The organism is Candidatus Binataceae bacterium, from assembly GCA_035500095.1.
Classification (GTDB): Bacteria; Desulfobacterota; Binatia; order Binatales; family Binataceae; genus JAKAVN01.
Genome location: DATJXN010000150.1, coordinates 1 through 6,903, shown reverse-complemented (window position 1 = coordinate 6,903; position 6,903 = coordinate 1). Strand labels below are relative to the sequence as shown.

Sequence of the window (6,903 nt, the reverse complement as noted above, 5' to 3'; positions counted from 1 at the left end):
CAAAAAAACAGGCTGCATCGGCGCGCGCCGATGCAGCCTGTTTTTTTGTAAGCCATTCCCTCCAGAGAGACGGGGAGGGAATGAAGACAAGATCGCCCGCGCTTTGCTCAAAACGCGTGTGAGAGAGCGCGAGGGGCGAATCGCGGCCGGCGCGGAACAGCCGCCGATCAGGCGCCGCCGACCTTGCCGAATTTGTAGGTCACGTTCAGGGTGAAGAAGTTGATGAAGGTGTTGGTGAACTGACCCGCCACGGTGCCCAGCACCGGCCCTCCAGCCTGATAGACCGGCATCTCGCCTCCGTACATGAACTCCTCGGCGAATCCGAGCGTGAGCTTCTTGCTGTAGGCGTATTGGACGCCCGCGCCGAAACGGTATTGATCGCCGACCGGCAGTGAGACCGTACGCATCGTGGCGCCGACCGCCGAATTGTCGAAGGCAAATCCGCACGACAGCATCCACTGCGGCGTCAACCGGTACTGCGAGCCGGCCGCGATATGGAACGTGTCCTGAAAGTGTAGATTCTTGCTCAGGCTCTTCGGGTTGCTCGTATCAATACTGATGTCCACCAGGCCGAACCGGCTCCAGTTCTGCCATCCGACGCTGCCGAGCAGGGCCAGGCGCTCGGTAATCTTCTGATAGACGTCGCCCATCAATTGCTGCGGCACCTGCATCCCGAGATTGGTCTTTGGCGAACGGAGCTTGTCGTTGCTGATCGCCCTGGTCACCAGCGGCCCCAGGCCCACGAAATGAGGCGCGTCGCTGAAATTCAGATTGACCGGAGTGAGATAGTCGATTCCGATACGCGTGCCGTCTTGCGGCGTGAGCAAAATTCCCACGTTGCCGCCGACATTCACGGTCCAGTCCTGGTACCTGACCTGGCCGTCGCCGAGTTTCGGATTGAGCGTATTGATCCCGGCCTTGGCGCGCAGAAATCCCATCATCACGTTCGGCCCGCCGCCGATCGAGAGCCAGTCCGCCGCGCGAAACGCGATCGACGGCTGAAATGACATCCCCATGATGGTCGCGCCCTGCAGGCGATACCTGCCGACCCAGTTGAGATTGTACTCGAGCGGCGCGCCGAAATATGAGTAGCTGCCAAAACCGAGCTTCAGGTTCGGCGTCAGGCTATGAACGTAAAAGAAACTTCCGCCCGGGAGCGGCACTATGGCGTTGCCGCCATTGGTGCCCTTGAGGGTGCTCTTGGCATTGGGGCTGAAGGTTAGGTTTCCGAACCACGGCGCCATTCCGGCGAGCAGCTGCGAATCGTTAAGCTGCGTCATCCCGGCGGGGTTGGTGAACACAGTTGCGGCGTCCTGCGCACGAGCGCCCTGACCGGCGGAGGCGAGGCCGGTATCCGGCGTCCCCTGCTCGTACAGCCAGAGGCCGCCGCTCCACGCCCGCGACGGCGCGGCAAGGGTGGCCGCAAAAACCAGGCAGATCGCCACGGTCACGCGCGCGGTCAGACTCACAGCTTCATATGCACGACGCATCATCCTCAGGTTCCTTTCCCCCAATGTGCGCTCAGCCCGCGAGCGCCTCGAGCACCAGCCGCGCGGCCGCTTGCCCGGAATCGTACGCCCCGGGCAAAGAGCCGTGTTTAAGAACCGACAGCGCCTCGCCGGCGAAGAAGATCTGATTGCCGACCGGCGCCGCCAGAGCAGTTCGCAGCGGCGCTGCTCCCGGCCCGGCGTAAGTGTACGCGCCAAGGCTATACGGATCGGTGAGCCAGGACGAGGCGCTGCCCCTGATAAACGCCGCGCTGACTGCGCTCCCGAACATCGCTTCCATCGCGGACAGCGCATGATCGATAAGTGCGGTTTCGCCGAGCGCGGCAAGGTTCCCTGCCAGGTCGCCGGCAACCGTGCAGATACCCACGTTGGTGCCGAACAGATGCGCCTGCACGAAGGAGTTCTCGACCTTGTTGACCAGCGGAGTCGCGAGCGTGTTCATCTTTGCGTTGAACACATCCTTGCTGAACTGGAGAGCGACCTTCTCCACCGCACCCATCGCCAGGCCGCCGATCGCATCCTGATGCTGCGCCGGTAGCGCGGGGCTGAAGGTCAGCCGCTCCGAGGCGAGCACGCCGAGCGGCACCGTCACGATCGCCGTCGTTGCCTGGATGACTTCCGCGGGCGTGCCGATCTGAACGCCGCAGGGATGGCCCCAGCTGATCGAAATCACCGGCGTGTTCAGCCTGACCGGCACTGCGTTCGCAAAGGTGGAAATGAAATTGCCCATCCCGCTCGGCAGCAGTCGATTGTCGGCCGAAGGAAGCGCGGTCGGCATCCCAAGCTGGGAGAAATTGTAGAGGTCGATCACGCCAAGCGCGCTCAGATCGGCCCCGTGCAGTTGCGTTATGATGCCTGCGCAGAGGTCGTACCATTTGTCTGCGGCGAGTGACGCGGTCGCCGCCGCCGCCGATTCGTCCACGCCTGACGCTCCCGCCGCATTGATAAGCGCGAACATCGAGGCCAGGGTCGCCGATGCGGCGATGACGTCGGGGTCGCTCGGCTGGAGCGGCATGGGCGGCGGCGTTATGTCATAGAAGACGCGCGGGAACTTGTCGGTGAGAACCTCGAGGCTGCGGCCTGCCGCGATATCGAACAGCGCGTTGTTGGTTTGCCCGGGACTTCCGCCGGCAAGCGGCGTCACGAAATAAAACCACTCCGCGCCCAGGTCCACCGGAGCCGGAAAACTGTTGTCGCTGAGCGCCCGTCCGCCGACGCGGTTGCGCGCCTCGATCACCAGCACGTTCTTGCCGGCCGCGATCAGCGCGTTCGCGGCGCCAAGGCCTCCGATTCCCGCGCCGACGACCGCGCAGTCGAGCGAGCCGCAGGCCGGGGGCGGCGGCGTGGGCGGCGTGTAGTTGCTGCCCGAACCGCATCCGATTCCGTACAAGGCCGAGGAAGCCAGCACCGCTCGCACGAAATCGCGCCGGCTGATTCCCGCCGGCGGGTCCGCAAGGGCTCTACCGATTCGTGCCACGCGGTTTCATCGCCTCCTCCGGTCAACTGCCGCCCGAAAACGATTCGGAGCGCCGCGGCCGGCTGAGTGACCGGTCCACGGCCTTCCGCGCGTGGAACTCCGCGGCGCGCGGGCCGAATAGTCTTCGAGCGCGCGGCGCGCGGAATTACAGGCGTCGCGCGATCAATCCACATCCGACGCGCCGCCGTAAAGCCGGACTTTGGTCCTAACTCCGCGGGGTCCGCTGTATAGGCCCAAAGTCCGATTATGACCTTCAGGCGATCGCGCTAGGTTATACACGCATCGCAGGCTTGTGTGCCGAAGCGTCGACGAGGCTGGTGGGGATAAGACCCTCGTCGCGAGCGTCGCACAAGAGCAAATCGGCACGGAGAAAATCGACCTCGCAGCAAATCGACACGGAGCAATCGAGCATGAGAACCGAATTGTCCGTTCCACGGCTGTTCGCGCTCGTGGGGCTGCTCGCCATCGCGAGCCCGATCGTCAATCTCGCGGCCGCGGCCGAACCCGCGGCGGCGCCGACCGCACAAGGCGGCGGATCGAAGACCGCGGCTGAACCGCAAGCGGCCGGTCCGCGGGTCGATCCGCGCGCCGAGCAAATTGTGCGGCGCGCCTGCGCTGAGCTGGCGGACGCCAAGACCTTCACGTTCCATGCGGAGGTGACCTTCGAGCAGGTCCTGCCGCAGTCGCCGGTCAAGATCCAATTCGCAGGCGCCACGGACTACTGGGTGCGCAAGCCCGACGCTCTGGCCGTCGATTTCGAAAGCGACCTCGGCGCCAAACGTTTCTGGTACGACGGCACTACGCTCACGGTCTTCGATGCGCCGAAAATGATGTACACGAGTACGGCGGTGCCGGCTTCGATCGACGCGATGATGGAGCGGGTCGCCGAGACCAACCACCTTACGCTTCCGCTCGCGGACCTGGCGATGAGCGATCCGTGCGTCAACTTCAAACGGGTCATCTTCGGCGCCTACGTTGGCCGAGGTGACGTGGGCGGCGTGGCGTGCGATCACCTTGCTTTTACCGAGAGCAACTTCGACTGGCAGATCTGGATCCAGCATGCGGGCAAGCCGCTACCGCGCAAAGTGGTGATTAATTACCGCTCGACGCCGGGCGCGCCGGAGTACGTGGCCGTAATTTCCGACTGGAAGTTCCCGACGGCGATTCCCGACTCTCGCTTCACGCCGCAGATTCCTAACAAAGCCATACGGATCAAATTTGTCGATCTGAAGGAGCCCCATCCATGAACAAGCCATCGATTCGTCCAACCCGCGGTGAAGCTCTGGCGCGTGCCGCCCTGCTGGCGCTCGCGGTTGCGGTCGCGGGCGCTTCGCCGGCGTTCGGAAGATTTGGCGGTGGAGGCGGTTATGGCGGCGGCGGGCGCAGCTGGGGCGGCGGGGGCGGCGGAGGATCGCGCAGCTGGGGCGGCAGCGACGGTTCCAGCCAGGGTAACATCAGCCACGCCAATAGCTACTCGCAGTCGGGCTACCATTCCTACGGCGGCTCGGAGTCGGGTTCCAGCTATCATCCGTACGGCTCGTCGGGAAGCTCGCAATCGGAGTACCATCCCGACGGGTCCAGCTCGTCGTCCGAGTATCACCCTTACGGCTCATCAGGAAGCTCGCAGTCGGAGTACCATCCCGACGGCTCTTCGGGAAGCTCGCAGTCACAGTCAAGCTATCATCCTTACGGTTCTTCCGGCTCGACGCAGAGCAGCTCCTCCAGCTCTTATAATCCGCAACAGCAGCAGCAGCAGCGGCAGCAGACTGCGATGACCATGCAGCAGAATCAGCTGAACGAGGAACAGTACAATCATCAGAGCACGATGAATGAAGCCAACCAGGTCAACACCAACCGGATGAACACAGCGACCTCAATGCAGAGCTCGCAGCATAACTACAACGAAAACAACTACAGCAACGGCAACTACAGTAACTATGGCACTCCCTATTATGGCGGTAACCCCTATTACTGCTGTGGCAGCAACTCGAACAATGGTGGTAGCGAGGCGGGCGCTGCGCTGGGCGGGATGGCGATAGGCGCGATGATGGCCTCGTTGCCACGGGATGCCGCGCCAGCATATGCCCCGGGGACGACGAACAATTACTACTACTCGAACGGCAGTTTCATGGCTCCCGCGCAGGGGGGCGGCGGTTACCAGGTGGTGTCGCCGCCGATGGGAGCGACAGTGCCTTCGATCCCGCCGTCCGCGTATCAGACCACGGTCAACGGCGCCACATACTACGTCTCAGGGTCTACCTACTATGAACCGGTCTTCAGCGACGGCCAGGTCGCCTTCAGAGTAGCTCAACCTTAGCTCAGGCGAATCGTTCCCACGACGAATGCGCAACAAACGGAAAGGAGAAGACATGATTAAGCGCTTGGTGTTGGCAACGGCGATGGCTACGTTTTTTTACGCAGGCACGGCCGGAGCTCAGCAGTATCCGATGCTCGACAGGGTTGCAAACAAGGTCATCCAGAAGTACCAGCAGTCGAGTTGCGAGCAATTGTACCAGCAAAGACAGCAGCCGAAACCGCAAATGGAACAGAACATGGTGCAGATGCTGCACGACGATCCCGGGATGCGCCAGGAGTTTATCAACAGAGTGGCCGCTCCGATCGCAAACAAGTTGTTCGAATGCGGAATGATTCCCTGAAGAACGCCTGCGCAACGGTCTGGCGAATTTGCGAGTGCCGAATTGCTATGGACGCCGTCCCCCCGCTTCATGGCCCTTGACCGGCAAGTCGAATTCCAGCGTTGCGCCGCCATCGGCTTTCCTTGTCGCCCATAGGCGGCCGCCGTGGGTTTCGACGATCGAGCGCGCGATCGCGAGACCCATTCCCATGCCCTTGGGCTTGGTAGTGAAGAATGCCTTGAACAGTTGAGGCATCAGCTCGAGGTCGATGCCGCCGCCGGTATCGCTGACTGCGACGTTCACGCGCCGCGCCTCGGGCTGATGCGCCCGCAGCTCGACCTCGCGCCGCTCGCCACCATGCTCGCTGACGGAGTCGAAGGCGTTGAAGGTAAGATTCATCAGCAGTTCCACGAGCTGGGTTCGGTTTCCTGCCACTAACGGGAGCGAGGGCGGAAGGTCGATTCGGAGTGCGATCTGCCTGCGTATGGCTTCGAGTCGCAGGATGCGCTCGACCTCGAGCAGAACGAGGCGCAGGTCCAGCGGGGCCATCTCGATCTGGTCGCGCTGGAACAGGGCGCGAACGGTGCGCAGCGTTTCCGCCGCACGCGAGTTGTCCTGGATTATCTCGTCAATAGCCTCTCTGACCTCGGCGAGGTTCGGCCGCTTTGCCGCGAGCATCTGGCGCGCCGCCTCCGCATTATTCAATATGGCGGCGAGCGGCTGATTCAGTTCATGCGCCAGCGAGGCGGTGAGTTCGCCGGTCATCGCCACACGCGAGGTTTGTCGCATCTCGTCCTGCAGGCGGTTGATTTCAGCTACCGCGCGCTCGCGCTGTAGCGCGTTTCCAAATACCTCCGCGACGAGGCGCAGTCGCCGTGAGGTTCGCGGCGACCAGGGCCGCGCGCGGAAGACCGCGTCGAAGCCGACCGCTCCCATTATGACTCCTCCGATCCTGAGCGGGACTATCATCACCGATTTAATCCCGACCGAGCGTGCGTACTCGAGGTCCCTGGCCGCTTCCGGCGGCGCATCCTCGACGTCGTCTAATAAAATTGTCTCGCCAGCCAGAAGTTTCTGCGTCACCCAGGGCAGAGTATCGTCGGCCTTCGTCCGTGGGGCCATAGGCGTGACCCCTTCGCGGGCCCACCGATGACTCGTATAGAGAAGGCCGTCGTTGGGATCGACCTGGGCGATCGTCGTGCGGTCGATACCAAGTGCGAGACCGATACGCTTGAGCCATCGCTCCAGTTCATTCGAAATCTGGTCTGCGGTCGCTCGGACG

6 protein-coding genes are annotated in these 6,903 nt (G+C 62.8%); 3 read left to right on the top strand and 3 right to left on the bottom strand.

What is annotated here, in order from left to right:
* Nucleotides 1-167: 167 nt before the first annotated feature.
* The gene (locus tag VMI09_17050) at nt 168-1,469 is read right to left on the bottom strand and encodes an outer membrane protein transport protein (GenBank protein HTQ26400.1); all 1,302 of its coding nucleotides are present in this window, start codon (nt 1,467-1,469) and stop codon (nt 168-170) included.
* A 52-nt stretch (nt 1,470-1,521) separates the two neighbouring features.
* The gene (locus VMI09_17045) at nt 1,522-2,985 is read right to left on the bottom strand and encodes an NAD(P)/FAD-dependent oxidoreductase (protein HTQ26399.1); all 1,464 of its coding nucleotides are present in this window, start codon (nt 2,983-2,985) and stop codon (nt 1,522-1,524) included.
* A gap of 410 nt (nt 2,986-3,395) precedes the next feature.
* On the opposite strand from VMI09_17045, the gene VMI09_17040 reads away from it, so the two are divergent.
* From VMI09_17040 to VMI09_17030, 3 genes are read left to right on the top strand one after another with little or no spacing between them, the layout of a single operon-like run.
* Entirely contained in the window at nt 3,396-4,232 is an 837-nt protein-coding gene (locus VMI09_17040; protein ID HTQ26398.1) for a DUF2092 domain-containing protein, read from the top strand.
* Nucleotides 4,229-5,302 carry a DUF6515 family protein gene (locus VMI09_17035; protein HTQ26397.1) on the top strand — a complete coding sequence of 358 codons (1,074 nt, stop codon included), beginning with the start codon at nt 4,229-4,231 and terminating at the stop codon, nt 5,300-5,302. The genes VMI09_17040 and VMI09_17035 overlap by 4 nt, the downstream gene beginning before the upstream one ends.
* A gap of 52 nt (nt 5,303-5,354) precedes the next feature.
* A complete protein-coding gene (locus VMI09_17030) occupies nt 5,355-5,642 on the top strand; it encodes a hypothetical protein (GenBank protein ID HTQ26396.1) in 288 nt (95 codons plus the stop codon).
* Nucleotides 5,643-5,687: 45 nt separating this feature from the next.
* Here VMI09_17030 and VMI09_17025 read toward each other — a convergent pair.
* On the bottom strand, nt 5,688-6,903 hold a 1,216-nt coding region (locus VMI09_17025; protein ID HTQ26395.1), incomplete at its 5' end, for an ATP-binding protein.